This window comes from Streptomyces sp. NPDC058796, from assembly GCF_042745235.1.
GTDB lineage: Bacteria > Actinomycetota > Actinomycetes > Streptomycetales > Streptomycetaceae > Streptomyces.
The window spans coordinates 184,505-208,591 of sequence record NZ_JBHYOP010000004.1; the positions used below are offsets into that span (position 1 = coordinate 184,505).

General features: G+C 72.8%; 22 protein-coding genes. 13 read left to right on the forward strand and 9 right to left on the reverse strand.

Translation table 11 applies throughout. The features are described 5' to 3' along the window. The first annotated feature begins 218 nt into the window (after positions 1 to 218). From ACFW47_RS12680 to mscL, 6 genes are all read left to right on the forward strand, one after another. The gene (locus tag ACFW47_RS12680; RefSeq protein WP_386305772.1) at positions 219 to 1,742 is read left to right on the forward strand and encodes a potassium/proton antiporter; all 1,524 of its coding nucleotides are present in this window, start codon (positions 219 to 221) and stop codon (positions 1,740 to 1,742) included. Positions 1,743 to 2,011: 269 nt separating this feature from the next. Further along, positions 2,012 to 3,325 (forward strand): MFS transporter, encoded by a 1,314-nt coding sequence (locus ACFW47_RS12685; protein ID WP_386305773.1) that lies wholly within the window; start codon positions 2,012 to 2,014, stop codon positions 3,323 to 3,325. A gap of 68 nt (positions 3,326 to 3,393) precedes the next feature. Then, positions 3,394 to 3,711, forward strand: coding sequence for an FmdB family zinc ribbon protein (locus ACFW47_RS12690; protein WP_386280987.1), 318 nt, complete (start codon positions 3,394 to 3,396; stop codon positions 3,709 to 3,711). Between the two features lie 83 nt (positions 3,712 to 3,794). Beyond that, positions 3,795 to 4,637, forward strand: coding sequence for an S-methyl-5'-thioadenosine phosphorylase (locus tag ACFW47_RS12695; RefSeq protein WP_386305775.1), 843 nt, complete (start codon positions 3,795 to 3,797; stop codon positions 4,635 to 4,637). Between the two features lie 251 nt (positions 4,638 to 4,888). Beyond that, complete coding sequence (locus ACFW47_RS12700; protein ID WP_386281259.1) at positions 4,889 to 5,368, forward strand: hypothetical protein; 480 nt, start codon at positions 4,889 to 4,891, stop codon at positions 5,366 to 5,368. A 111-nt stretch (positions 5,369 to 5,479) separates the two neighbouring features. Next, on the forward strand, positions 5,480 to 5,950 hold the full coding sequence (gene mscL / locus ACFW47_RS12705; RefSeq protein ID WP_382720786.1) for a large conductance mechanosensitive channel protein MscL: 471 nt from the start codon (positions 5,480 to 5,482) through the stop codon (positions 5,948 to 5,950). A gap of 19 nt (positions 5,951 to 5,969) precedes the next feature. On the opposite strand, the gene ACFW47_RS12710 is transcribed toward mscL, so the two are convergent. Continuing rightward, positions 5,970 to 6,155, reverse strand: a complete 186-nt coding sequence (locus ACFW47_RS12710) for a hypothetical protein (RefSeq protein ID WP_361211517.1) — start codon at positions 6,153 to 6,155, stop codon at positions 5,970 to 5,972. Positions 6,156 to 6,265: 110 nt separating this feature from the next. On the opposite strand from ACFW47_RS12710, the gene ACFW47_RS12715 reads away from it, so the two are divergent. The 4 genes from ACFW47_RS12715 to ACFW47_RS12730 all read left to right on the forward strand — a co-directional run bounded on the left by ACFW47_RS12715 (position 6,266) and on the right by ACFW47_RS12730 (position 10,897). Then, entirely contained in the window at positions 6,266 to 7,498 is a 1,233-nt protein-coding gene (locus ACFW47_RS12715) for a low temperature requirement protein A (RefSeq protein ID WP_386280982.1), read from the forward strand. 75 nt (positions 7,499 to 7,573) lie between these two features. After that, positions 7,574 to 8,617 (forward strand): P1 family peptidase, encoded by a 1,044-nt coding sequence (locus tag ACFW47_RS12720; RefSeq protein ID WP_386305776.1) that lies wholly within the window; start codon positions 7,574 to 7,576, stop codon positions 8,615 to 8,617. A gap of 135 nt (positions 8,618 to 8,752) precedes the next feature. Further along, positions 8,753 to 9,973 carry an Ig-like domain-containing protein gene (locus ACFW47_RS12725; protein WP_386305778.1) on the forward strand — a complete coding sequence of 407 codons (1,221 nt, stop codon included), beginning with the start codon at positions 8,753 to 8,755 and terminating at the stop codon, positions 9,971 to 9,973. Positions 9,974 to 10,150: 177 nt separating this feature from the next. Then, entirely contained in the window at positions 10,151 to 10,897 is a 747-nt protein-coding gene (locus ACFW47_RS12730; protein ID WP_386305779.1) for a DUF6227 family protein, read from the forward strand. 112 nt (positions 10,898 to 11,009) lie between these two features. Here ACFW47_RS12730 and ACFW47_RS12735 read toward each other — a convergent pair whose 3' ends face one another. From ACFW47_RS12735 to ACFW47_RS12750, 4 genes are all read right to left on the reverse strand, one after another. Further along, entirely contained in the window at positions 11,010 to 13,091 is a 2,082-nt protein-coding gene (locus ACFW47_RS12735) for a fructose-specific PTS transporter subunit EIIC (protein WP_386280974.1), read from the reverse strand. Between the two features lie 253 nt (positions 13,092 to 13,344). Beyond that, positions 13,345 to 14,292, reverse strand: coding sequence for a 1-phosphofructokinase (gene pfkB / locus ACFW47_RS12740; protein ID WP_386280972.1), 948 nt, complete (start codon positions 14,290 to 14,292; stop codon positions 13,345 to 13,347). Beyond that, the gene (locus ACFW47_RS12745; protein WP_386280969.1) at positions 14,289 to 15,050 is read right to left on the reverse strand and encodes a DeoR/GlpR family DNA-binding transcription regulator; all 762 of its coding nucleotides are present in this window, start codon (positions 15,048 to 15,050) and stop codon (positions 14,289 to 14,291) included. The genes pfkB and ACFW47_RS12745 overlap by 4 nt, the downstream gene beginning before the upstream one ends. Before the next feature lie 166 nt (positions 15,051 to 15,216). After that, a complete protein-coding gene (locus ACFW47_RS12750; protein ID WP_386305781.1) occupies positions 15,217 to 16,755 on the reverse strand; it encodes an MFS transporter in 1,539 nt (512 codons plus the stop codon). 63 nt (positions 16,756 to 16,818) lie between these two features. Here ACFW47_RS12750 and ACFW47_RS12755 point away from each other — a divergent pair, with 63 nt between their 5' ends. After that, positions 16,819 to 17,787, forward strand: a complete 969-nt coding sequence (locus tag ACFW47_RS12755; protein ID WP_386305783.1) for a helix-turn-helix transcriptional regulator — start codon at positions 16,819 to 16,821, stop codon at positions 17,785 to 17,787. 245 nt (positions 17,788 to 18,032) lie between these two features. On the opposite strand, the gene ACFW47_RS12760 is transcribed toward ACFW47_RS12755, so the two are convergent. Both ACFW47_RS12760 and ACFW47_RS12765 read right to left on the reverse strand, forming a co-directional pair. Next, positions 18,033 to 18,743, reverse strand: coding sequence for a TetR/AcrR family transcriptional regulator (locus tag ACFW47_RS12760; RefSeq protein ID WP_386280963.1), 711 nt, complete (start codon positions 18,741 to 18,743; stop codon positions 18,033 to 18,035). A 403-nt stretch (positions 18,744 to 19,146) separates the two neighbouring features. Next, entirely contained in the window at positions 19,147 to 20,145 is a 999-nt protein-coding gene (locus tag ACFW47_RS12765; protein ID WP_386305784.1) for an RNA polymerase sigma factor RpoD/SigA, read from the reverse strand. A 222-nt stretch (positions 20,146 to 20,367) separates the two neighbouring features. Between ACFW47_RS12765 and ACFW47_RS12770 the strand changes: the two genes are divergently transcribed. Next, the gene (locus ACFW47_RS12770; protein WP_386305786.1) at positions 20,368 to 20,886 is read left to right on the forward strand and encodes a GNAT family N-acetyltransferase; all 519 of its coding nucleotides are present in this window, start codon (positions 20,368 to 20,370) and stop codon (positions 20,884 to 20,886) included. A gap of 23 nt (positions 20,887 to 20,909) precedes the next feature. Here ACFW47_RS12770 and ACFW47_RS12775 read toward each other — a convergent pair whose 3' ends face one another. Further along, positions 20,910 to 21,671, reverse strand: coding sequence for a dioxygenase (locus tag ACFW47_RS12775; RefSeq protein WP_386281258.1), 762 nt, complete (start codon positions 21,669 to 21,671; stop codon positions 20,910 to 20,912). 141 nt (positions 21,672 to 21,812) lie between these two features. On the opposite strand from ACFW47_RS12775, the gene ACFW47_RS12780 reads away from it, so the two are divergent. Next, positions 21,813 to 22,328 carry a MarR family winged helix-turn-helix transcriptional regulator gene (locus ACFW47_RS12780; protein WP_386305787.1) on the forward strand — a complete coding sequence of 172 codons (516 nt, stop codon included), beginning with the start codon at positions 21,813 to 21,815 and terminating at the stop codon, positions 22,326 to 22,328. A gap of 103 nt (positions 22,329 to 22,431) precedes the next feature. Here ACFW47_RS12780 and ACFW47_RS12785 read toward each other — a convergent pair whose 3' ends face one another. Further along, on the reverse strand, positions 22,432 to 23,976 hold the full coding sequence (locus ACFW47_RS12785) for an MFS transporter (RefSeq protein ID WP_386305788.1): 1,545 nt from the start codon (positions 23,974 to 23,976) through the stop codon (positions 22,432 to 22,434). Positions 23,977 to 24,087 lie beyond the last annotated feature (111 nt).

Consider the following 24,087-nt stretch of genomic DNA (forward strand, 5'->3'; position numbering starts at 1 on the left):
TGTGCTTCGTACTGAGCGACCGAGCGCTGGAGCAACTGTAGGCGCAGGCCCGGCTCTCCCTTGACGCGGAGTCGGGTACTGGCGCGCACGGACGTTCGATCCTGCCAAGGCGAACGTCAAGAACTCGTCAAGAGTTAGGTAAGGTAACGAAGTAGTTGTCCGCAGAGCACTGCGGTTTCGTGTACGTCTCCGTACATGCCCCGCGGGGGACCCGTGCTGTGCGTCAGGGAAGGGAACGGCCGCTGACTGTCCACCACCTCAACCAGCTCCTGCTCGTCTGCTCGCTCGTCCTGCTCATCGCCGTCGCGGCGGTCCGGATCTCCTCGCGCAGCGGGCTCCCCAGCCTGCTCGTCTACCTGGCGATCGGCGTCGCCATGGGCCAGGACGGCATCGGCGACATCCACTTCGACAACGCCGAACTGACCCAGGTCATCGGATACGCGGCCCTGGTCGTGATCCTGGCCGAGGGCGGTCTCGGCACGAAGTGGACGGAGGTCAAACCGGTCCTGCCGTCGGCCGCCGTCCTCTCCCTGGCCGGCGTCGGGGTGAGCGTAGGTGTGACCGCGGCGGGCGCGCACTACCTGACCGGGCTGGAGTGGCGGCAGGCGCTGATCGTCGGTGCGGTGGTGTCCTCCACGGACGCGGCGGCCGTGTTCTCGGTGCTGCGCAGAATCCCGCTGCCCGGACGCATAACGGGCACCCTGGAGGCCGAGTCCGGCTTCAACGACGCCCCGGTGGTCATCCTGGTGGTCGCCTTCTCCACGGCCGGCCCGATCGAGCACTGGTACGTGCTGCTGGGCGAGATCGCCCTGGAGCTGGCCATCGGCGCCGCCGTCGGACTCGCGGTGGGCTGGCTCGGGTCCCTGGGGCTGCGGCACGTGGCACTGCCCGCGTCCGGCCTCTACCCCATCGCCGTGATGTCGATCGCCGTCACCGCCTACGCGGCCGGCGCCATGACTCACGGAAGCGGCTTCCTGGCGGTCTACCTCGCGTCGATGGTCATGGGCAACGCCCGGCTGCCGCACTGGCCCGCCACCCGCGGCTTCGCCGACGGACTGGGCTGGCTCGCCCAGATCGGCATGTTCGTGCTGCTCGGCCTGCTGGTCACCCCGCACGAGCTGGGCGACGACATCCTGCCCGCCCTGGTCATCGGGCTGGTGCTGACCATGGTGGCGCGTCCGCTGAGCGTCGTGCTGTGCCTGCTGCCGTTCCGGGTGCCGTGGCAGGAGAAGACCCTGATGTCCTGGGCCGGGCTGCGCGGCGCCGTGCCCATCATCCTGGCGACCATCCCCATGGTGGAGGGCGTCGACGGCAGCCGCCGGATTTTCAACATCGTCTTCGTCCTGGTCGTCGTCTACACGCTGGTCCAGGGGCCGACGCTGCCCTGGCTGGCCCGCAAGCTGCGCCTGGGCAAGGGGGAGGAGGCCGCCGACCTCGGCATCGAGTCGGCACCCCTGGAGCGGCTGCGCGGGCACCTGCTGTCCGTCACGATCCCCGAGGGCTCGAGGATGCACGGCGTGGAGATCAGCGAGCTGCGGCTGCCCGCCGGGTCCGCCGTCACCCTGGTGGTCCGCGACGGCAAGTCGTTCGTACCGCTGCCGACGACGGGGCTGCGGCGCGGGGACGAACTCCTCGTGGTCGCCACCGACCCGGTCCGGGACGCCGCCGAGGCGCGGCTGCGCGCCGTCGGCCACGGCGGCAAGCTGGCCGGCTGGCTGGGCACGGGCGGCGGCCCGAGGTGAACGGGCGAGGGCGGTCGACGACGGACGGGCGGGGGTGCGCGCTTTCACAGGTTGCGCCCGTCTTCGTCCCTGTACGATGAACGCGGCACCTGATCGAACCAACTCTGCCTGAAGCAGAGCTGGCGCGACCGTATGGCGGCCGGCACGCCCCCTCCCCGTTCGGGCTCCGGCATCTACCGCAGTCCGCGCAAGAGGACAGCTCTCGGCGCTCCCGCGCGGCGACAGCCGCGAGGCGGACCGCGCTACCAGGCGGCAGAAAGGCACGGGCCGTGGCATCCACGGTCACCCCGTCGAAGAAGTCGCCGGACCGGACGCGGACCGCGTCCCGCTCCGACCGCCCCGGATACGGGCAGCTGCTGCGCACCCGCGGCGCCTGGACGTTCCTGCTGCCCGGCTTCGCGGCACGCCAGCCCTTCGCCATGCTGACGCTCTCCATCGTGCTGCTGGTGCAGCACACCACCGGCTCCTACGGCGTCGCGGGCGCCGTCGCGGCCGTCACCGGCGTCTCCATGGCCCTGTTCGCCCCCTACAGCGGACGGCTGGCCGACCGCTACGGCCAGCGGGCCGTCCTCCTTCCCGGCGTGCTCGTGCACGCGGCGTCCGGCCTGACGCTGACCGTCCTCGCGCTCGCGGACGCGCCCCTGTGGGCGCTGTTCGTCGCGGCGGTCCCCACCGGCGCCTCGGTGCCGCAGATCGGCCCCATGGTGCGGGCCCGCTGGGGCGTGAAGCTCAAGGGCTCCCCGTTGATGAGCACGGCGGCGGCCTTCGAGTCCGTCACGGACGAGCTGACCTTCGTCCTCGGCCCGCTGGTGGCGACCGCCCTGTGCACGGCCGTGGACCCGGCCGCGGGCCTGGTCACGGAGGCCGCCCTCACCCTGGTGGGCGGTCTGCTGTTCGCCGCGCAGAAGAGCACCCAGCCGACGGTCGGCGACGCCGCCGACGGGCACGCGCGCGTGGAGCACGTCTCGGCGCTGCGCGTCCCCGGGGTGCGGGTGCTGATCGTGGCCTTCCTGGGCATCGGTTCCGTCTTCGGCGGCATGCAGGTCTCGCTGGCCGCGTTCACCGAGTCGATCGGCGAGCCCGGGCTGAACGGCGTCCTGTACGGCGTCTTCGCCGCGGGCAACATGCTCTCCGGCCTGGCCTGCGGCGCCATCGCCTGGAAGGTGGCCCCGCAGCGGCGCCTCCTGGTCGGCTACACCGCCCTCGCCGTGACCGCGTCCGGTCTGTGGGCCGCTCACTCGGTGCTCGTGCTGGCCGGCCTCGGTCTGCTGGTCGGCATGTGCATCGCGCCGGCCCTCGTCACCGGCTACACGCTGGTCGAGGACCTGGTCCCGGCGGGCGCCCGCACCGAGGCGTTCACCTGGCTGACCGGCGCGGTGGCGCTCGGCCAGGCGGCGGCCGTCACCGTCTCCGGCCAGCTCGAGGACCGGTTCTGGGACGGCGCCGGGTTCCTGGTGCCGATGGCCGGCACGGTGCTGGCGCTGGCGACACTGCTGGCGCTGCGTTCTCGCCTCGCGACCTCGCCCCCGGGACGTACGGTCGCACGTGGCGTCGGTCACCGCGAGCACGCCGCAGTGGACTGATCCCGGGGAATGCGTCACTATGGACCGTCGTTAGCACTCATCGAGTGAGAGTGCCAGGAGGAAGACAAGTGCCGACGTACCAGTACCAGTGCACCGAGTGCGGCGAGGGCCTCGAGGCGGTGCAGAAGTTCACCGACGACGCCCTGACCGAGTGCCCCAACTGCCAGGGTCGCCTGAAGAAGGTGTTCTCGGCGGTCGGCATCGTCTTCAAGGGCTCCGGGTTCTACCGCAACGACAGCCGCGGCAGCTCGTCCAGCAGCTCGCCGGCGGCGGCAGCGGCCAAGTCGGCGTCCTCCTCGTCCTCGGACTCCGGCTCGGGATCGTCGTCGTCGGGATCCGGCTCGTCGTCGAGCTCCGGCAGCTCCTCCAGCACCACCGCCGCGTAAGGCGCCCGGCAACTGCTTACGGGACCCTGTCGTCGTCCGACGGCAGGGTCTTCGGCGTCGGCCGGGGCGGCTAGGGTGCGGGCATGGCGAACAAGGTGAATGCCGAGATCGGCGTGATCGGCGGCTCCGGTTTCTACTCGTTCCTCGACGACGTGACCGAGGTCGAGGTGGACACCCCCTACGGGCCGCCCAGCGACTCCCTCTTCCTCGGCGAGGTCGCCGGCCGGCGGGTCGCCTTCCTCCCCCGCCACGGGCGCGGCCACCACCTGCCGCCGCACCGGATCAACTACCGGGCCAACCTGTGGGCGCTGCGCTGGGCCGGCGTCCGCCAGGTCCTCGGTCCCTGCGCGGTCGGCGGTCTGCGCCCCGAGTACGGGCCGGGCACGCTGCTGGTGCCGGACCAGTTCGTCGACCGCACGCGGTCCCGGCCCTCGACCTACTTCGACGGGCTGCCGACGCCCGACGGCACGGTGCCCAACGTGGTGCACGTCTCGCTGGCCGACCCGTACTGCCCCACCGGACGGGCGGCCGCGCTGAAGGCGGCCCGGGGGCGGGACTGGGTGCCGGTGGACGGCGGCACGCTGGTCGTCGTCGAGGGACCCCGGTTCGGCACCCGGGCGGAGTCCCTGTGGCACCGGGCGCAGGGCTGGTCGGTGGTGGGCATGACCGGCCACCCCGAGGCCGCGCTCGCCCGTGAACTGGAACTCTGCTACACCTCGCTGACCCTCGTCACGGATCTCGACGCCGGCGCGGAGAGCGGTGAGGGCGTCTCGCACGAGGAGGTCCTGCGGGTCTTCGCGGCGAACGTGGACCGGCTGCGGGGGGTCCTGTTCGACGCGGTGGCCGCCCTGCCGGCGACCGGCGACCGGGACTGCCTGTGTGCGACGGCGCTGGGCGGGATGGATCCGGGGATCGCGCTGCCGTAGAACCCTGGGGCCGTAAAACCCTGGGGCCGTGTGTCCGGCGGGCGGAACGGCACGTTCGGGTGGCGGAGTTGTCCACAACCGGCCGGTGGCCCACGGGCTCCGGCGGGCTTCGGCGAGAAGCCTCATCGTGGTCACGCAAGCCCGATCCCTCGTCACAGGTGGTGGTGACCGTGTCCGTGCCCGTCCCCGTGTCCCGTTCCGTCCTGGCCGCCCCGCCGCCGCTCGGCACCGAGGCACCGCCCACGTGCGAGGTGCCGCACTTCGCCCCGGTGCGGATCAGCGGTGGTCGGCACCTGCTGCACCGGCTCCTGCGCCACCGGCGCCGCGCCGTCGCCGCCGGGCTCGCGGTCACCGCCGCGGCGCTGGTGGCGGCCGGCCCGCGTCCGGAAGCCGGCGCCCCGGACGCCCAGCGGGCCCGCGGACACCCGGTGACCGAGCCAGTGCGCGAGCGGCGCGGCGCACAGCCGGTGTCGGCGCCGGTGCGGATCGCCGACGCCGCCACGGTGCGCCTGCTCAGGCCCGGCGACCGGGTCGACGTCATCGCGGCCGGAGACGGCGGCGCGGGCGACGCGACCGTGCTCGCGCGCGGGGCGCGGGTGACGAAGGTCCCGGAGCCCGTGGACGGGACGGCTGCGGGCGGGGCGCTGGTCGTGGTGTCGGTGCCACGCGCGACCGCCCACCGGCTGGCCGGCGCGGCGGCCACGGCACGGCTCGCGGTGACACTGTGCTGAGCCCGTCAAGTCCCTCGTTCGAGGGGCCGGATTGGACAGGGTGGCCCAACGCTGACGTAGGTTGCGGAGCGTTTTGTTCCACACCCGGTTCAGTCAAGGAGTGCCCCCGAGGTGAGCGAGAAGAAGGAGCCGAGCGTCTTCGAGGGCTTCAAGGCCTTCCTGATGCGCGGAAACGTCATCGACCTGGCGGTGGCGGTCGTCATCGGCGCCGCCTTCACCAACATCGTCAACTCGGTGGTGAAGGGGGTCATCAACCCCCTGGTCGGCGCGTTCGGCACCCAGAGCCTGGACAGCTACAGTTCCTGCCTCAAGGGCCCGTGCACCGGTACCGGCGACAGTGCGACGGGCGTGCGCATTCTCTGGGGCTCGGTGCTGGGCGCCACGCTCACGTTCCTGATCACCGCGGCCGTCGTCTACTTCCTGATGGTCCTGCCCATGTCGAAGTACCTGGCCCGGCAGGAGGCCCGCCGCAAGGCGAAGGAAGGCGCGGAGGAGGTCATCGAGGTCTCCGAGCTGGAGGTGCTCAAGGAGATCCGCGACGCGCTGGTGGCCCAGCGCGGGTCGGGGCACGACCGCCCGTAGGGCCGCCGCGCCCCGAGGCTCACAGGTGGTGGGGCGGCTTCTCGTCGAGGAAGCGCTTCAGGTCGGCCGCGCTGTCACCCTCGGGCCGCCCTCCCCAGCCCCGGTCGGTGTCGTCCGAGCTCTGCTGGTCCAGCGGGTCGTCGAAGACCAGCGCGGGCCTGGGCGCGCGGGGCTCGGGGGCGGGGGGTTCGGGGGCGCTGCTCATGCCTCCAGGGTACGGCCGGCCCGGCGGGCGGTACTCCGTCCGACCGGCCCGGCCCGTCGGGCGGAGCCGTCCGCAGGCGGACCCGCGCCGCCTCTGCTGTGCTGGGAGCCATGACGTCCAGCCCGACCCCGGCAGCAGCGTCCTCCGGTCCGCCCGGCGCCCAGCCGCCACTGCGCAGGCTCACGGCCCGTGGCCGGCACGAGTCGCACCGTGCGGCCACGCCGCTGGAGCTCTTCTTCGACCTGTGCTTCGTGGTCGCCATCGCCCAGGCGGGCGTCCAGCTGGTGCACTCCGTCGCCGAGAGCCACGCCGGCGAGGGCGTCCTCAACTACGCGATGGTCTTCTTCGCCATCTGGTGGGCGTGGATGAACTTCTCCTGGTTCGCCTCGGCCTACGACAACGACGACGTGCTGTACCGGGTCGTCACCCTGGTCCAGATCGCCGGCGTGCTGGTCCTCGCGGCCGGGGTCTCCCGGGCCTTCGAGGACCACGACTGGACGGCCGTCGTCATCGGCTACGTGATCATGCGTGTGGCCATGTCGGCGCAGTGGCTCAGAGCGGCCAGTTCCGCCGCGCCCGCGGAACGCGCCATGGCCCTGAGGTACGCCGGTGGCGTACTGGTCTGCCAGGCCGGCTGGCTGGGGCTGTTACTGCTTCCGGAGGGCGGCCGCGGCTGGCTGTTCCTGGTCATGGTGGTGCTGGAGCTGAGCGTGCCGGCGTTCGCCGAGCGGGAGCACCAGTCGTCCTGGCACCCCCACCACATCGCCGAGCGGTACGGACTGTTCACGATCATCGTGCTCGGCGAGACGATCGCGGCGGCCACGGTCGCGGTGAAGTCGGGCATCGACGAGAACGACGCGCTGGGCGAGCTGCTGCCGATCGCGGCGGGCGGGCTGCTGATCGTCTTCGCCGCGTGGTGGGTGTACTTCGTGGTGCCGGTCCACGGCCACCTGCGCTCCAACAGGCAGTCGTTCCTGTGGGGGTACGGCCACTACGCGGTGTTCGCGTCGGCGGCGGCGATCGGGGCGGGCCTGGAGGTGGCCGTGGAGCAGGCGGTGGGCGAGGCGCACATCTCGACGCTCGCGGCGTCCGCCGCGGTGACCCTGCCGACGGCCCTGTTCCTGCTCACGGTGTGGGCGCTGCACGCACGGCACTTCAAGGCGGGCGTCGCCGAGCAGTCGGTGCTGCCGACGGCCGCGCTGCTGGTCCTCTGCTGCACCTTCGCCGGCGGTCTGGCGGTGCTCACGGCGGGACTCGTCCTCGCGGCGGCCGTGGCGACCGGGGTGGTCCTGACCGCGCGGCGGAGCGTGCCGGAGGGCGACCCGGCGGCGCCCACCGGCTGACACAGCCCGGTTCCGCGCTCCCCCACCGGTACCGCCCTCCTCCGGGAGGGCCTGTGCCTGGACCAGACTGACGGCATGACAGTTGACGCATTGACCGATGTCGCCGGCGTGCTGGTGGGGCACGCGACCCGCAGGGGCGGCGGGTGGCTCACGGGCACGACGGTGGTTCTCGCGCCGGAGGCGGGGGCGGTCGCCGCCGTGGACGTGCGGGGAGGCGGGCCCGGCACCAAGGAGACCGACGCGCTCGATCCGCGCAACCTGGTGCAGCGGGTCCAGGCGGTGGTGCTGACCGGCGGCAGCGCGTACGGGCTCGACGCGGCCTCCGGGGTGATGGCCTGGCTGGAGGAGCGGGGCCGTGGCGTGCGGGTCGGCCCGGACCCCGCTCATGTGGTGCCGGTGGTGCCCGCCGCCTGCGTCTTCGACCTGGGGCGCGGCGGCGACTTCCGGGCCAGGCCGGACGCGGCCACGGGCCGGGCGGCGGTGGAGGCGGCGCACGCGAGCACGCCGGGCGGTGAGGTGGCCGAGGGGTGTGTCGGGGCCGGCACCGGAGCGGTGGTCGGCGCGCTGAAGGGCGGGGTGGGCACCGCGAGCACCGTGCTGGACTCGGGGATCACGGTGGCGGCGCTGGTGGTGGCGAACGCGGCGGGGTCGGTGACGGAACCGGGGACGGGGGTGCTGTACGGGGAGTTGTTCCGGGGTGGACGGGTGCGGTACCCGGCGCCGGAGGTGCACGAGGCCGCGGGGCGACGGCTCGCCGAGGTCGCGGCGAGGAACGCGCCGCCGCCGCTGAACACCACGCTCGCCGTGGTCGCCACCGACGCCGACCTGTCCAAGGCGCAGGCGCAGAAGCTGGCCGGCACGGCGCACGACGGCATCGCGCGTGCCGTGCGGCCGGTGCATCTGCTGAGCGACGGGGACACGGTGTTCGCCCTGGCGACCGGGGCGCGCCCGCTCGACGCGGGGCAGCCGCTCGCGCTGAACGAGGTGCTGGCGGCAGGCGCGGACGTGGTGACGCGGGCGATCGTGCGGGCCGTGCGGGCCGCCGCCCCGGTGGAGGGGCCGGGCGGGGCGTGGCCGTCGTACGAGGAGCTGTACGGGCGGGAGCCGGGGACCGGTTGAGCCGCGTGCGCGGGCGATTGTCCCGGTTCTGTCACGCGTGGGCGCCGCGGGCGGCCGACGGGAACCCGGTCGGCCCCCGCCCACCTCTACAGGGTTGAAGGTAATACCGCACAACACCTCATCCTGGAGCAGCCCGTGACAAGGCCGGTCATAGCACCGCGGCGCGTACTGGGGGCCTGTGCCGCCCTGGTGGTCGGCGCCCTCACCCTCACCGCCTGCGGCGGCAGCGCCAGCGCCGACGACGAGAAGGACCGCGAGGGCGGTGGCGCCGACTCCGCGAAGACGTCGGCCGCGAAGGTCGTGATCTCGGCCGGGAACGGCTCGACCGGCGCCTCGATCAACACGACCGGTGTGAAGGTCAGCGACGGGAGGCTGACCGAGGTGCGGATGACCGTCGCGGAGACGGGTGCGGCAGTGCCGGGCGCGGTCTCCGCCGACGGCGGCAGCTGGAAGCCGAAGGAGCAGCTGGAGCGGGGCACCGAGTACCGGATCCACGCGGTGGCGAAGGACGCCGACGGCCGTACGTCGGCCGCCGACTCGGTCTTCACCACGGTCTCCGCGGCCAACAGCTTCATCGGCACCTACACCCCGGACGGCGGGACCACGGTGGGCGTGGGCATGCCGGTGTCGTTCAAGTTCGACAAGGCGATCAGCGAGAAGAAGAGCGTGCAGTCGCACATCTCGGTCACCTCGAGCAGCGGGCAGGAGGTGGTCGGGCACTGGTTCGGTGACCAGCGGCTCGACTTCCGGCCCGAGGAGTACTGGAAGGCCGGCTCGAAGGTCACGATGAAGATCGACCTGGACGGGGTGGAGGGGGCGAACGGCGTCCACGGCGTGCAGAAGAAGACCGTCACCTTCACCGTGGGCCGCGCCCAGGTCTCCACGGTCGACGCGAACACCCAGACCATGACCGTCGTGCGGGACGGCGAGACGCTCAAGTCGGTCCCCGTCTCGGCGGGCAGCGCCGAGAACCCGACGTACAACGGGCGGATGGTGATCTCGGAGAAGGCGGAGCAGATGCGGATGGACGGCTCCACGGTCGGGTTCACGTACGACATCCCGGACGTACCGCACGCGATGCGGCTGAGCCGGTCCGGCACCTTCCTGCACGGCAACTACTGGTACGACAAGGGCAATCCGCCCTTCGGCGTGCAGGGGACCAGCCACGGCTGTGTCGGGCTGCGCGACGTCCAGGGCGGGCAGGGCGCCACCGACGGCAAGTGGTTCTTCGACAACTCGCTCGTCGGCGACGTCGTGGTCGTCGAGAACTCCCCGGACGGCACGATCGCGCCGGACAACGGCCTCAACGGCTGGAACATGGCATGGAGCGAGTGGGTCGCCGGGAGCGCCGCCTGAGTGGGCGAGTGGCCTTTTGACCAGCGTATTTTGACGGATCGTCGGGTCGCGCGGGAACTTCTCGCGCGGCCCGCGCGTTTTTCGTGCGTACGTTTTCTCGGTTCCCGGACATGATGTCCGACCGAGGGGCTACGGTATGCACCCACAAGGTGACATGCAGCAACGCCGGGAGAAACCTTGAGCGTTCCGTACGAGACGGCAGCGTACGAACCACCCGAGTCGCCCGAGTCTCCGGAGGAGCACCTCATGCGGCTGCTCGGTCGCGCACTGAACTCGTTCGAGCTGCCCGACGAGACGATACGACAGCTGGACTGCGCGCTGGCGCACGACGGCTCGCTGCACTCCGCGCACCACAGCGCGGGCCTGCACCGCGAGACGTACCGGCACACCTGGCTGCTCGCCGACGGCGAGGCGGTCACGCTCTGGGAGCTCGTCCACAACACCACCCCGGGCGGCGAACCGCAGCACGAGGTGTACGCCGACGAGGAGGAGCTGCGCGCCGCCACCGCCCGGCTGGCCCTGCCGCCGGACACCCCCGACTTCGAACTTCCGGTACAGGTGCAGCTGTCCCCGGTCCCCACCCCGCGGCACGACTACGCCCCGGACGCCTCGGCGGACCACGCCCGCCGGCTGCTGCGCCGCGCGGAGAACCCGGACCGGCCCGGCGCCGAGCTCGCCGCCCGGCTGACGACGGCGTCCGCGCACCAGATCACCCAGGCCTTCGGCGGCCCCGGCCGCCCGCGCCGCGCCCGGGTCGGCTTCTCGCTCTACGAGCACGCGTTCCTGCTGCGCGACGGCGCGGAGATCTCCCTGTGGGAGGTCGAGCACACGGCCACGCCCGACGGGCGGCACATGTGCGAGGTGTACGCCAGCGAGGACACCGCCCGCCGGGCGATGGAGCGCAGGGCGGCACAGGTCTCCTGAGAGCGGCGCCGCGTTCAGGAGCACGGCGCCGGGCTCTTGAGCGGGCCGGGAAAGCACGCGGGCCGGGCCCCGTACGGAACCCGGCCCGGAGATCACCGGGGCGTGCCGCCCCTCAAGCGGCCACCGGCCGCTTCGCCCCAGACGCCGGGGCCGACGGGCCCGCGCCGCCCGGCCCCTGCGCCACCGCCCCCGGCGCCGGCTTGCGCAGGCCCTTGAGGACGATCACCAGGGCCGTGGTGACGCAGACGCCCGCCGCGATGGCGACCAGGTAGAGCAGCGGGTTGCCGATCAGCGGCACCACGAAGATGCCGCCGTGCGGGGCGCGCAGCGTGGCGCCGAAGGCCATCGACAGGGCGCCGGTGACCGCGCCACCCGCCATCGACGCCGGGATGACCCGCAGCGGGTCCGCCGCGGCGAACGGGATCGCGCCCTCGGAGATGAAGGAGGCGCCCAGCACCCAGGCGGCCTTGCCGTTCTCCCGTTCGGCCGCGTTGAAGAGCTTGCTCCGCACGGTCGTGGCCAGGGCCATGGCCAGCGGCGGGACCATACCGGCCGCCATGACCGCCGCCATGATCTTCATCGCCGAGTCGCTGGGGTCGGCGACCGCGATGCCGGCCGTGGCGAAGGCGTACGCGACCTTGTTGACGGGGCCGCCCAGGTCGAAGCACATCATCAGGCCGAGCAGGGCGCCGAGCAGGACCGCGTTGGCGCCGGACAGGCCGCTCAGCCAGTCGGTCATCGCCTTCTGCGCGGACGCGATGGGCTTGCCGATCACCACGAACATCAGGAACCCGACCACCGCCGAGGAGATCAGCGGGATCACCACCACGGGCATGATGCCGCGCAGCGCCGCCGGGATGCGTACCCGCTGGATCGCCATCACCACGGCCCCGGAGATCAGTCCGGCCGCCAGGCCGCCGAGGAAACCGGCGTTGATGGTCAGTGCGATCGAGCCGCCGACGAAGCCGGGGACGAGACCCGGGCGGTCGGCCATGCCGTAGGCGATGTAACCGGCCAGCACCGGGACGAGGAAGGCGAATGCCACGCCGCCGATCTGGAACAGCAGCGCCGCCCAGCTGTCCGCCTGCGACCACACGAAGTGGTCCATCACCGAGGGCGCCTTGTTGATCTCGTAGCCGCCGATCGCGAAGCCCAGGGCGATGAGCAGACCGCCCGCGGCGACGAACGGCACCATGTAACTGACGCCGGACATCAGCCAGACGCGCAGCTTCGTCCCGTACCCCTCACCGGACCCACCGCCGCGCTCGACGGGCGTCGCACCGGAGGAACCGGCCCCGCCTGCCCCACCGGCCGCCGTGACCTCTCCGCGCGCCGCCTTGCCGCGCACCTCGCCGATCAGCTCGCCGGGCCGGTTGACGGCCGCCTTCACGCCGGTGTCGACGGTGGGCTTGCCCGCGAAGCGCTCCTTGTCCCGTACGGGCACGTCGTGGGCGAAGATCACGCCGTCCGCCGCCTCGATCACCGCCGGGTCGAGCCGGGTGAACCCGGCCGAGCCCTGCGTCTCGACGACGACCTCGACGCCCGCCTCGCGGCCGGCGTTCTCCAGCGACTCGGCAGCCATGTAGGTGTGCGCGATGCCGGTGGGGCAGGAGGTGACGGCGACCACGCGGAAGGGGCGTGCGGGTTCGCCGGGAGCCTCGTCGTGGCTGCCCGTGGCGGTCCCGGCGGAGGCCGCCGCCGGGACCGCCACGGAGTCCTCGGAACCGTCGGGGGCGCCTTCGGCGCCGCCCGGCTCCTCACCGCGGATGAGCGCCGCGGCGGCCGTCGCGTCGCCCGCCGACCGCAGCGCGTCGGTGAACTCGGCGTTCATCAGCTGCCGGGCCAGGGAGGACAGGATCGTCAGATGGGCGTCGTCGGCGCCCGCCGGAGCGGCGATCAGGAAGATCAGGTCGGCCGGGCCGTCCGCCGCCCCGAAGTCGATGCCGTCCGCACTGCGCCCGAAGGCAAGCGTCGGCTCGGTGACGTGCGCGCTGCGGCAGTGCGGGATGCCGATGCCGCCGTCGAGGCCGGTCGGCATCTGCGCCTCGCGGGCGGCCACGTCGGCGAGGAAGGCGTCCAGGTCGGTCACCCGGCCCAGGGCCACCATCCGCTCGGCGAGGGCTCGCGCCGCCGCTTCCTTGGTGTCGGCGGACAGGTCGAGGTCGACCAGGTCCGCGGTGATCATCTCGCTCATCGCGGGCTCCTTAGCTCGCGTATCGCCCGGGAAGTGGGGTGGTGGGCGGAAACGGGGAGGGGGACGGGGGCACTGCGGTGGGGTTCGGGGGCGGCCCCGGCGAGCGGGCCGGGGCCGCCGCGGTGGGCATCGGCACGGGAGAGGGGGCCGCGGGCACCGCGGCCGCGCCCGAGCACGGCCACCGGGAACCGGCCGGGGACGTCCCGGTCACAACCGCCCCTGAGGAGCGGGCCGGTGGCTCGGTGGGTCGAAGTCATGACGTCGGCTCCCTCAGCGCGCGGTCCGCCGGCACCTGAGCCGTCACCGTCACCGCGCCCGGGTCCAGGTCGGCCGGTGTCGGCATCACGCTGCCGGGCAGCCGGACGGCCGCGGCGCCGTGCGCCACCGCGGAGGCCAGGGCGCCCGGCCCCGCACCCCCGGCGACGAGGAAACCGGCGAGGGAGGCGTCACCGGCGCCGACGTTGCTGCGTACGGCGTCCACGCGGGCGCTGCCGAACCAGGTGCCCGCGTCGTCCACGAGGAGCTGTCCGTCGGCGCCGAGGCTGGCGAGCACGGACCGGGCACCCAGCTCCCGCAGTTCCTCGGCGGCCTTCACCGCGTCGCCGACCGTGAGGAGGGGACGCCCCACGGCCTCGGCCAGCTCCTCGGCGTTCGGCTTGACCACGTCGGGCCGCTCGCGCAGAGCCTGGAGCAGGGCCGGACCGGAGGTGTCGAGGGCGATGCGGACACCGGCGGCGTGCGCGCGGGCCACCAGGTCGGCGTACCAGGAAGGGGCGAGGCCGCGGGGCAGGCTGCCGCAGCAGGCGATCCAGTCCGCGCCGGGCGACCGGCGCCGTACGGTCTCCAGGAGCAGTTCCCGCTCGGCCGCCGACAGTTCGGGGCCCGGTGCGTTGATCTTCGTCAGGACCCCGTCCGCCTCGGCGAGCGCAATGTTGGCCCGGGTGACGCCGGCGATGGGCACCGGCGCGACCTCGATGCCCTGGGCGTCGAGCAGTTCGGAGACGAGCGCGCCGGAGGGGCCGCCGAGCGGCAGTACCGCCACGGTGCGCCGGCCGGCCGCCGTCACCGCGCGGGAGACGTTCACACCCTTGCCGCCCGGGTCCACGCGTTCGCCCGTGGCACGGACGACCTCGCCGCGGCCGAGGGAGGGCACCTCGTAGGTGCGGTCCAGGGACGGGTTGGGGGTGACGGTGAGGATCATGCGCGTACTACTTCCGTGCCGTCGCGCTCGACGGCGGTGGCGTCTTCGGGGCTCAGCCCGCTGTCGGTGATCAGCAGGTCCACGTCGCTCAGGGAGCCGAAGCGGGCGAAGTGCTCCTGGCCGAACTTGGAGGAGTCGGCGAGCAGCACCACGCGGCGGGCGGCGGCGACGGCGGCCCGTTTGACCGCGGCCTCCGCGAGGTCGGGGGTGGTCAGGCCGTGCTCGGCGGAGAAGCCGTTGGCGGCGACCAGCACCACGTCGGCGCGGATCTCGCCGTACGCGCGCAGCGCCCAGGCGTCCACGGCGGCGCGCGTACGGTGCCGCACGCGCCCTCCGACCAGGTGGAGCTGGATGCCGGGGTGGTCGGCGAGGCGGGCGGCGATGGGCAGGCTGTGGGTGACGACGGTGAGCGAGGTCTCGCGCGGGATCGCGGCGGCGAGCAGGGCCACGGTGGAACCGGCGTCCAGGATCAGCGTGCCGTCGGCGGGCAGTTCCGCCAGGGCCGCCTTGGCGATCCGGTCCTTCTCGTCGGCCGCCGTGGACTCGCGCTCGGCGAGGTCCGGCTCGAAGTCGAGCCGCCCGGCGGGGATCGCGCCGCCGTGCACGCGGCGCAGCAGACCGGCGCGGTCCAGCGCCTTGAGGTCGCGGCGGATGGTCTCCGCCGTCACCTGGAACTCCTCGGCCAGCGACACCACGTCCACCCGGCCGCCGTCCCGCGCGAGCCGGAGGATCTCCTGCTGCCGCTCCGGTGCGTACATGACCGTTCGCCTCCGACCTGTGCCCGAGCCTGTGCCCGAGCCGTGCCCGAACCTGTGGTTTCTCTCGGAGGCTACGCCCGGTTTTCCGGAAAGTAAACAACCAATCGGACTCATTCAAATACAACCGGGCACAGGTGGGCATGGCCGGGCATCCATGCCGACGGCCTCAGACCAGCGCCTCCCGCTTCTCCTCCACGGCGATCTCCACGGCGTCCTCCGAAGCGTTGCCGGAAGCCCCCTCCACGTGCTGCGCCGGCCGCTTGGGCAGCGCGAACATCAGCAGGAAGATGACGCCGAGTACGGCCGCGACCCAGCCCAGCGCGTTCTGGAAGGCGTCCGCGTGGGCGAGGCCGGTCCGGGACGGCGCCACATGGTCGCTCATCGCGCCGAAGAAGACGACGGAGACCAGCCCGAGCCCGAGCGCGTTGCCCATCTGCTGCACGGTGTTGATGAGCCCGGACGCCGACCCGGCGTGCTCGCGCGGCACCTGGGACAGCACCGCGTCCGTCAGCGGCGCCACGATCAGTCCCATGCCCACGCCCATGACGACGAGCGGCAGCGCCATCTGCCAGGACGAGATGCCGAGTCCGTAGTGCCCGGCCTCCCAGAGGTAGAGCAGTACGCCCGCCGCCATCACCAGCGCACCCGCCTGCAGCACCTTGCGCCCGAAGCGCGGCACCAGCTTCTGCACCGACACTCCCGCCGCCACGGAGACGGCGACCGAGAACGGCACGCCGGTCAGCCCGGCCCGCAGCGGACTCCAGCCGAGACCGTCCTGCATGTACAGCGTCCACACCAGGAAGAAGATGCCGAGCGCGATCCCGAAAACGGTCTGCACGGCGATACCGGCGGCGAAGCTCTTCACCCGGAACAACGACAGCTCGACCAGCGGCGAACCGTCCCGCGCGCTCTTCCGCCTCTCGTACGCCACCAGCACCGCGAGCACGACGAACGCGCCGGCCATCGACAGGTGCCCCCACAGCGGCCAGCCCAGCTCGCGTCCCCGGGTGAGCGGGTAGACCAGCATCAGCAGACCGAGGGTGACCAGGGCGACCCCCACCAGGTCCAGCCGCAGGGCACGCGGCGCCTTGGACTCGGTGATGAAGCGGCCGCCGAGGACGAGGGCGGCGACGCCGACCGGCAGGTTGATGAGGAAGATGGGCCGCCACCCGAGCCCGAAGAGGTTCCACTCGGTGAGCAGGGCGCCCAGCAGCGGCCCGGAGACCGCGCCCAGACCGACGATCGCGCCGAACAGCCCGAACACCTTGCCGCGTTCGTGCGCCGGGAAGGTGGCGTGCACGATCGACAGCACCTGGGGCACCATCAGTGCCGCCATCGCCCCCTGGAGGATGCGGGAGGCGACCAGCATCTCGGGGTTGACGGCGAGCCCGCACAGCGCGGACGCCAGGGTGAAGCCGGCGACGCCGACGAGGAAGACCCTCTTGCGGCCGTGGATGTCGCCGAGCCGCCCGCCGGTGATCAGGCCGGCCGCGAAGGCGAGGGCGTAACCGGCGGTGATCCACTGGATCTGGCTGAAAGAGGCGCCTTCGTCCTGCCGGATCGACGGGATCGCGATGTTGACGATGGTGACGTCGACCAGGTCCATGAACGCCGCGGTCATCACGATCGCGAGGGCGTACCAGCGACGGCGGTCGCCCGCGGGGGGCGTGCCCGGCACGGGGCTCGGGGTGTGCGTTGAGGTCATGGCCGTGAAGCTATGAGCCCAATAGGACAGTTCGTGTCCTACTCATGCGCCATCCTCGAACGCATGACGACGGACACTCCGGCCCGGCTCCTGACGCTCCTCTCCCTCCTCCAGACGCCCCGCGAGTGGCCCGGCGGCGAGCTCGCCGAGCGGCTCGGCGTCTCCCGCCGCACGGTCCGGCGGGACATCGACCGGTTGCGCGAGCTGGGCTATCCGGTGCAGGCGACCATGGGCGCCGACGGCGGTTACCGCCTGGTGGCGGGCAAGGCGATGCCGCCGCTGGTGCTCGACGACGAGGAGGCGGTGGCGATCGCGGTCGGCCTGCGCGCCGGTGCCGGGCACGCGGTCGAGGGCGTCGACGAGGCGTCGGTGCGGGCACTGGCCAAGCTGGAGCAGGTGCTGCCGTCGCGGCTGCGGCACCGGGTGGCCACGCTCCAGGCCGCGACGACCCCGCTGACCAGCGGGGACGGCCCGAGCATCGCGCCCGAGACGCTGACCGTGATGGCTTCCACGGTGGCGGGGCAGGAGCGGCTGCGGTTCGCCTACCGCGCGGCGGACGGCACCGAGACGCGGCGCGTGACGGAGCCGTACCGGCTGGTCTCGACGGGACGCCGCTGGTATCTGGTCGCCTACGACCTCGACCGGGAGGACTGGCGGACCTTCCGGGTCGACCGGGTGAGCGAGCCGTTCGCGACCGGGGCGCGGTTCGCTCCCCGGGAACTGCCGACCGGGAGCGCGGCCGAGTACCTGCGGCGCTCGATGCAACGGCACGGCGACTCGTACGACATCGAGGTCGCCTTCGCCGCGCCGCCCGATGCCGTCGCCGCACGGTTGCCGCAGTGGCTCGGACCGCCGGAGCCGGCGGACGGCGGCACGTCGTGCGTACTGCGGGCCACCGTCTCCGACCCGGTGGACTGGATGGCGGTACGGCTGGCGATGGTGGGCCTGGACTTCCGGGTCCGGGAACCGGCGGAACTGGTCGAGACCGTGCGGGAGATGGGAGCGCGGCTGGTCGGTGCGGCAGGCGAGTGACCGCCTTTCCGCCCCGGCGCGGGCGTTCGGGCCGTGACCGACCGGGGACATCCGGGCTGCCGCCGCCCGAAGGGCATCCGGACCGTGACCGTCCCGGGGCGTGACCGACCGGGAGGCGTCACGGCCGTAACCGACCCCGGGCGTCCGGGCCGGGCTCGGCCGACCGCGGAGCCACGCCCCGCCGACCCGGTCCGGACGGTAACGCCCCGCCCCACCCCCGTAGTACCGCTGTCCCCGCCCGCCCGTTATCCGGCCGCCGCGGCCCCGCGCCCCTCCCAGGCGAACGCCCGCAGCCCTGCCAGGTTTCGCAGCGCCGGCTCGACGGGACTCTCCGCCCCTGCCCCACCGTCCGCCCAGTGCTCCACCGCCACCCGCACCGCCGCCCCCGCCACCGCGGCCACGAAGCGCAGCTCCGGGGAGCCCGCCAGCCGCTCGGCAACGTTGTCATCACCGTCGGACAGCCGCGCCGCCAGCACCTCCACCAGCCCGCGTTCGGCGATCATGCACACCTCCGCCCACACCTTCCGCAAGGCCGGGCTGGTCTCGGCCAGGCGGATCAGCGTGCGGGCCCACTCCCAGGACGGCGCCGACACCCCGGCGCCGGGCGTCAGCGTGTGGCGTACGGCGTGTTCCAGGGCGTCGGGCACGGACAGCTCCGGCGGGGCGGCGCGCACCGCGGCCGCCCAGCGCTCGGCGCCGAGGGCGTAGAGCGGGGCGACGGCCTCCTCCTTGGTCGCGAAGTAGCGGTAGAAGGTGCGCGGGGCGACTCCCGCGGCCCGGGCGATGTCCTCCGCCCGGGTGGCCCGCAGGCCCTGGCGTACGAAGAGGCCGGCCGCCGCGCGGGCGATCTCCATCCGGGTCGCGGCCTTGCGCCGCTCGGTCAGGGAAAGAGGCCCGGCACCGGGACCGGAATCGGACGGTTCGGACGCGGAAGAGGCCGGAATGGTGCTGCTCACTTCGGCAGGCTATGCCGCTGTGACAGAATCTGCCATTCGGCGGGTCACCCCGGGGTTCAGGTCCGGGGTGCCCCGCTGCGGAACGATCCGGAAACGGAGGGAGCCGGGCTGCGGCGCCCCAGGGGGGAGAGGCGCCGAGCCCGGCTCGGGAAAGTCCCGGCGCCGGGGGGAGTGCGTCGGGACGTGGTCCTGAAGGGGCACAAGGCCCGGTCCGGAGCGGGTGCCCCGGGGCCGCGTCACTGGGCCCGGTGTTCTTTTTCCCGGGCCCCCGCCGGTTGAAGCAGCGTTGTACGGCCATGTTTGCGCGGGGTTCGGCCACCGGCGTACGCCCCATGCGTCACGTCACGCCCCCACATCACGGCGGGCAGGTCACCGGCCCGCCACGCCGCGCCCGGGGTCTGCGCTACGCCGCCGCCTCGAAGCCGGTGTCGCGGGCCAGCTTCTTCAGCTCCAGCAGCGCGTGCTTCTCGATCTGCCGGATGCGCTCACGGGTGAGGCCGTGCTCCTTGCCGACCTCGGTCAGCGTGCGCTCCCGGCCGTCGTCGATGCCGTACCGCATCTTGATGATGGAGGCCGTGCGCGGATCGAGTCGGCCGATGAGGTCGTCCAGCTCCTCGCTGCGCAGCAGCGTCAGCACCGACTGCTCGGGCGACACGGCGGAGGTGTCCTCCAGCAGGTCGCCGAACTGGGTCTCGCCCTCGTCGTCCACCGACATGTTCAGCGAGACGGGGTCGCGGGCCCAGTCGAGGACGTCGGTGACGCGCTCCGGCGTCGAGCCGAGCTCGGCGGCGATCTCCGCGGGCTCCGGCTCGCGGCCGTGCTCCCGGTTGAACTCCCGCTGCACGCGCCGGATGCGGCCCAGTTCCTCCACCAGGTGGACGGGGAGCCGGATGGTGCGCGACTGGTCCGCGATGGAGCGGGTGATGGCCTGACGGATCCACCAGGTGGCGTACGTGGAGAACTTGAAGCCCTTGCGGTAGTCGAACTTCTCGACCGCGCGGACCAGGCCCGCGTTGCCCTCCTGGATCAGGTCGAGGAGCGGCAGGCCACTGCGCGGGTAGCGGCGGGCGACCGCCACGACCAGCCGCAGGTTGGAGCGGATGAAGACGTCCTTCGCGCGCTCGCCCTCGTCGATCAGGGCCTGGAGCTCGTCCCGGGTGGCGTCCGTCCCGGTCTCCTCGTAGCCTTCGAGAACCTGCCGCGCGAACACACCGGCCTCGATGGTCTGGGACAGCTCGACCTCCTTGGCGGCGTCGAGCAGCGGTGTCCGTGCGATCTCGTCGAGGTACATGCCGACCAGATCGCGGTCGGCGAGCTCGCCGCTGCCTGCGCGGACGCTGGTTGCCGCGTCGGCCGTCTCGCCGGTGGCGGACTTACGACGGGCGACGGCACGGGTTGCCATGCGTGCTCCCTTGCGATGGTGGTTCAGCGGGTGGTCCTGTGGACGTTCGGCACCGTCTGGGGTTGTCTCCGGTCCCGGATCTGCGCTCCGGCCTCTCCCGGGACTCTCCTCGGGTGCCCTGCATCCGATGGAAACAACGACTGGAATCCGGACAGAATTCCCAACCCGCCCCCCGATTTTTCTGATCATGCAGTACCCTGTGCCGCCACACGAGGAGGCGTGATGCCGGCGGGACGTACGGAGGTCCAGGTCAGGGCGGGAATCGAGGACGACCTCAAGGCCCTCACCGACCTCTACAACCACTACGTACGTGAGACGCCCATCACGTTCGACACCGAGCCGTTCACTCCCGAGGAGCGCCGCCCTTGGCTGCTCTCCCACCCTGAAGACGGCCCCCACCGGCTCAGGGTTGCCACGGACGCCGAGTCACGGGAAGTCCTGGGCTACGCCACATCCGGCCCTCATCGCGCCAAGGCCGCCTACGGCACCTCCGTGGAGACCACGGTCTACGTCGCCCCCGGCGCCGGCGGACGGGGCGTCGGCACCCTGCTCTACACGTCCCTCTTCGAGGCCCTGGCCGGCGAGGACCTGCACCGCGCCTACGCGGGCATCGCCCAGCCGAACGCGGCCTCCACCCGGCTGCACGAGCGCTTCGGCTTCCGGTACGTCGGCACCTACCGGGAGGTCGGCCGCAAGTTCGGCCGGTACTGGGACGTGGCCTGGTACGAGAAGCCGCTGTAGCCCCGCGGCCGGCACCGCCGCGCTCAGCCGAACTGCACCGACCGCTTGGCCAGCCCCATCCAGAACCCGTCGATCACGGACCGCCGCAGGTCCAGCTCGCCGGCCGCGTCCGCCGCGCCCATGGTCACGAACAGCGGGGCGAAGTGCTCGGTGCGCGGGTGGGCGAGCCGGCCCGCCGGGGACTTGCGGGCGAAGTCGAGCAGCGCGTCCACGTCACCGGCGTCCAGCGCGCGCCGGCCCCAGTCGTCGAACTCGGCGGACCAGGAGGGGACGCCGGCCTGGCGCAGCGCGGCCAGGTTGTGGGTGAAGAAGCCGGAGCCGACGATCAGCACACCCTCGTCGCGCAGCGGCGCGAGTCTGCGGCCGGTCTCCATCAGCCGCTCGGGGTCGAGGGTCGGCATGGAGACCTGGAGTACGGGGATGTCGGCGCCGGGGTACATCTCGACCAGCGGCACGTACGCGCCGTGGTCGAGTCCGCGGTCGGGCACGTCCTGCACGGGCGCGCCGGGCGCGCGCAGCAGCTTGCGCACCGACTCGGCGAGCGCGGGGGCGCCGGGGGCCTCGTAGCGCACCTGGTAGTAGTGCTCCGGGAAGCCCCAGAAGTCGTAGACCAGGGGGACGGTCCGGGTGGCGCCGAGGGCGAGCGGGGCCTCCTCCCAGTGGGCGGAGACGACGAGGATCGCCTTGGGACGGGGCAGGACGGCGGCCCAGGCGGCCAGTTCGCCGGGCCAGACCGGGTCGTCGGCGAGGGGCGGCGCGCCGTGGCTCAGATAGAGGGCGGGCATGCGCTCCTGGGCGGTGGCGGACACGGGGCGGCTCCAGCTGCTCGGCCACTCGAACACTCGGTTACTTGAACTCTCAAGTGCTCCTCATAGGCAAATCTAAGGGTTCCTTGTTTAAAGTTCAAGGACTCGTACCATGGATACATGAACACGGCACCCGTCCCGCCCTCCGCCGACGAGCCCCGCTGGCTCACCGCCGAGGAGCAGCGCGTCTGGCGTTCCTACATCGAGGCGGCCACCCTCCTGGAGGACCACCTCGACCGTCAGCTCCAGCGTGACGCGGGGATGCCGCACGTCTACTACGGACTGCTGGTCAAGCTGGCCGAGTCACCGCGGCGGCGGCTGCGGATGACGGAGCTGGCCCGGTACGCCAAGATCACCCGTTCCCGCCTCTCGCACGCGATCGCCCGCCTGGAGAAGAGCGGCTGGGTGCGCCGCGAGAACTGCCCCTCCGACAAGCGGGGCCAGTTCGCGGTGCTCACGGAGGAGGGGTACGCCGTGCTGGGGCAGACCGCGCCGGGCCACGTGGAGGCCGTGCGCCAGGCCGTCTTCGACCGTCTCACTCCGGAACAGCAGAAGTCCCTCGGCGAGATCATGCAGATCGTCGCCGAGGGACTCCAGCCCTGCGAAGCGGGTGCGGACCTGCCCTGGCTGCGCTGAGCGCGCGGCCGGGGCAGGTCCTGGGAACCGTGCGCGGAGGGCGTCCCCTCCCCCCGCGCACGGATGGAACAGGGGGCCCGAGGGGGTACCGCGTCCGGCGTCGTCAGTGGGCGACGACCGGCACCGGCAGCTCCTCCTCGGCCGCGTCACCCGCGCCGGACCCGGTGACGGTGCTGCCGCCCGGACGACCGGCGTTGATGAAGGTCAGGGCGATCACGGCCGCCACGACCAGGATGCCGACGGCGAACCAGATCGCGCTGGTGTAGCCCTGCACCTGACCCTCCAGCTGGACCAGCTGCTGCTGCGACCGGGTGGCCGCGCCGCCGATGTGGTCGGCGATGTAGGACGTGGTGGCCGAGGCGGCGATGGTGTTCAGCAGCGCCGTACCGATCGCGCCGCCCACCTGCTGCGAGGTGTTGACCATCGCGGAGGCGACACCGGCGTCCCGCGGCTCGACGCCCTGGGTGGCCATGGACATGGCCGGCATGAACGCCGTGCCCATGCCGAGGCCGAGCAGCAGCATGCCGGGCAGCAGCACGGCGGCGTAGGAGGTGTCGATCTCCAGCTGGGTCAGCAGCAGCATGCCGACGGCGGCGACCAGGAAGCCGGGGCCCATCAGCAGCCGGGGGGCGACCCGGGTCATCAGACGGGTGCCGATCTGCGTGGAGCCCGTGATCATGCCCGCGATCATCGGCAGGAAGGCGAAGCCGGTCTTGACCGGCGTGTAGCCCTTGACGATCTGCAGGTAGTAGGTCAGGAAGAGGAACAGGCCGAACATCGCGATGATCGCCAGGCCCAGCGAGAGGTAGATCCCGCCCCGGTTGCGCTCGGTGATCACGCGCAGCGGCAGCAGCGGGGCCTTGACCCGGGACTCGACGATCACGAAGGCCAGCAGCAGCACGGCCGAGCCGGCGAACATGCCGACCGTCACCGCGTCGCTCCAGCCGTCGGACTCGGCGTGGGTGAAGCCGTAGACGAGCGCGACCAGGCCGAGGGTGGACAGGATCACGCCGGGGACGTCGAGCGGCGAGCGGTTGCGGCCGCCCTTCGGCTCACGGATGACCAGGTACGCACCGGCCGCGGCGACCACCGCGAACGGGATGTTGACGAAGAACGTCCAGCGCCAGTTCAGGTACTCGGTGAGGAAACCGCCGAGGATCAGACCCACGGCACCGCCGCCGCCGGCGATCGCACCGTAGATGCCGAACGCCTTGGCGCGCTCCTTGGCGTCCGTGAACATCACGGCGAGCAGGGAGAGCGCGGCGGGCGCGAGCAGGGCGCCGAAGACACCCTGGAGGGCGCGGGAGCCGAACATCATGGCCTCGTTGGTGGCCGCACCGCCGAGCGCCGAGGCGACGGCGAAGCCGGCCAGCCCCACGACGAAGGTGCGCTTGCGGCCCCACAGGTCGGCTATCCGGCCACCGAACAGCAGCAGACCGCCGAAGGCGAGGGCGTAGGCCGTGACGACCCACTGCCGGTTGCCGTCGGAGATGCCGAGATCCTGCTGCGCGGAGGGCAGCGCGATGTTCACGATGGTGGCGTCGAGGACCACCATCAGCTGGGCGAGCGCGATGAAGACGAGCGCTTTCCAGCGTCCGGCGTCCGGGGCGTCGGTGACGCCGGAGGCCTTGACGGCTGTTTGAGACATGGGGATACCCACTTCGGGACTTCGTGACGGAAAAAGGTGAGTAAAGGGACGACTGGGACGCGGCCGGCCCCGGGGCGGCGGCTACGGGAGCCGCCGCCCTCCGGCCGGACG